Annotated in this window: 2 protein-coding genes; both read right to left on the bottom strand. The window is 74.9% G+C overall.

Annotation, left to right across the window (positions count from 1 at the left end):
* The coding region (locus MRQ36_RS32830) for a serine/threonine-protein kinase (RefSeq protein ID WP_242801707.1) at positions 1-870 on the bottom strand (870 nt) is incomplete at its 3' end.
* Positions 871-1,117: 247 nt separating this feature from the next.
* Positions 1,118-1,679: peptidylprolyl isomerase (locus tag MRQ36_RS32835; protein WP_242801709.1), on the bottom strand; the 562-nt coding region annotated here is incomplete at its 5' end.

Below are 1,679 nucleotides of genomic sequence, written 5' to 3' on the forward strand. Positions count from 1 at the left end.
TGCGGCGGGCCGGGGCAGCGGGTGGTTCGGTGTGGGCGCGCCGGCGGTCTCGTCACCGACCGCGAGCACGGTGTCGGGGCGCAGCGGGCCGGTGACCCGGTCGTCCTGCCGGAGCAGCCGTACCAGCACCTGCTCGGCCTCCGGCCGGTCCGCCGGCTCCTTGGCCAGGCACTGCCGGATCAGGGCGTCCAGACCCGGGGGAAGCGCGGGCAGGTCGGGCGGTTCGTGGAGCACCCGGTGCATCACCGCGAAGAGCGAGTCGTTGCCGAACGGCGGCCGGCCGCCGGCGGCGAAGGCGATCGTGGCGGCCCACGCGAACACGTCGCAGGGTGGACCGACGCCGTCGTTGCGGAACCGCTCGGGCGCCATGTACGCGGTGGTCCCCATGACCTGGCTGGACGCGGTCTCGGTGATGCCCAGGGCGCGAGCGATGCCGAAGTCGATCACCCGCGGCCCGTCCTGGCCCAGCACCACGTTGTCCGGCTTCAGGTCGCAGTGCACCACGTCGGAGCGGTGGATCGCGGCGAGCGCGGTGGCGGTGCCGACCGCGAGCCGGTGCAGCGCGTTGCCGACGACCGGGCCGTGCTCGCGGACGTGCCGGTGCAGGGTGGGCCCCGGGATGAACTCGCTGACCACGTAGGGCCGCTCCCCGTCCACCTCGGCGAAGAGCACCTGGGCGGTGCAGAACGGCGCGACCCGGCGGGCCGCGGCGATCTCCTTCATGAACTGCGAGCGCGCCCGGGGATCGCTCAGGTCGATGTTGATCATCTTGACGGCGACCCGGTCGCCCGTGTCGTCCTCGCCGAGATAGACGACCCCCTGCCCACCCGCACCCAGCCGGCCGAGCAGCCGGTACGGGCCGGCCGTCACCGGATCGTGCGTCCACAGTGGTGCCAAACCTGGCACAGGCACGCCGGCCTGTCCTGACATGCCGACTCCATCAGGTCGTGTCCCGGCCACCCGGCGGGCCGGACACCGGCCATCGTGTCATGCTCCCGCCGCCGCATCGAGGACCAGGCGAGCACTCCCCGACGCAGCCGGTCGGCGGATCCGCACCCCGGCGTCCGGCCGGCGGACCGCACCCGGCGGGACGGCGACCCGCCCCGCCGGGTGGGGCTCAGCGGCCCCGGGTGGCCCGGCAGATCTCCACCGGCAGAGCCGGCGCGCCGTCGACCGGGGCCGGGTCGTCCGGCGTGGCGGCGATCCCGCCGGCCGCGATCCGGTCCAGGGTGGCCAGCCCGGCCTCGTCGATCGTGCCGAACACGGTGTAGTTGGGGCGCAGTGCCGAGTCCGACTGGACCAGGAAGAACTGGCTGCCGTTGGTGTCCGGGCCGGCGTTCGCCATCGCCAGGGTGCCGCGGGCGTAGAGCCGGCGCACCCCGGTCGGGTCGGTGGGCGCGGGCGGCAGGTCGGTGGGGAGTTCGTCGGCGTACCGGTAGCCCGGACCGCCCTCGCCGGTTCCGGACGGGTCGCCGCACTGCAGCACCTTCAACGTGGGGTACGCGGTGAGCCGGTGGCACGGCGTCCGGTCGTAGAACCTGTGCCGGGCCAGGTGCAGGAAGCTCTGCACCGTGCACGGGGCCTGTTCCCGGTCGAGGGTCAGCCCGATCGGGCCCTGGCTCGTCCGCAGCGTGACCCGGACGGTGCCGTGGTCGGGCGTCCGCCGGGGGTCCGGCGGC

Source organism: Micromonospora sp. R77, assembly GCF_022747945.1.
Taxonomy (GTDB): Bacteria; Actinomycetota; Actinomycetes; order Mycobacteriales; family Micromonosporaceae; genus Micromonospora.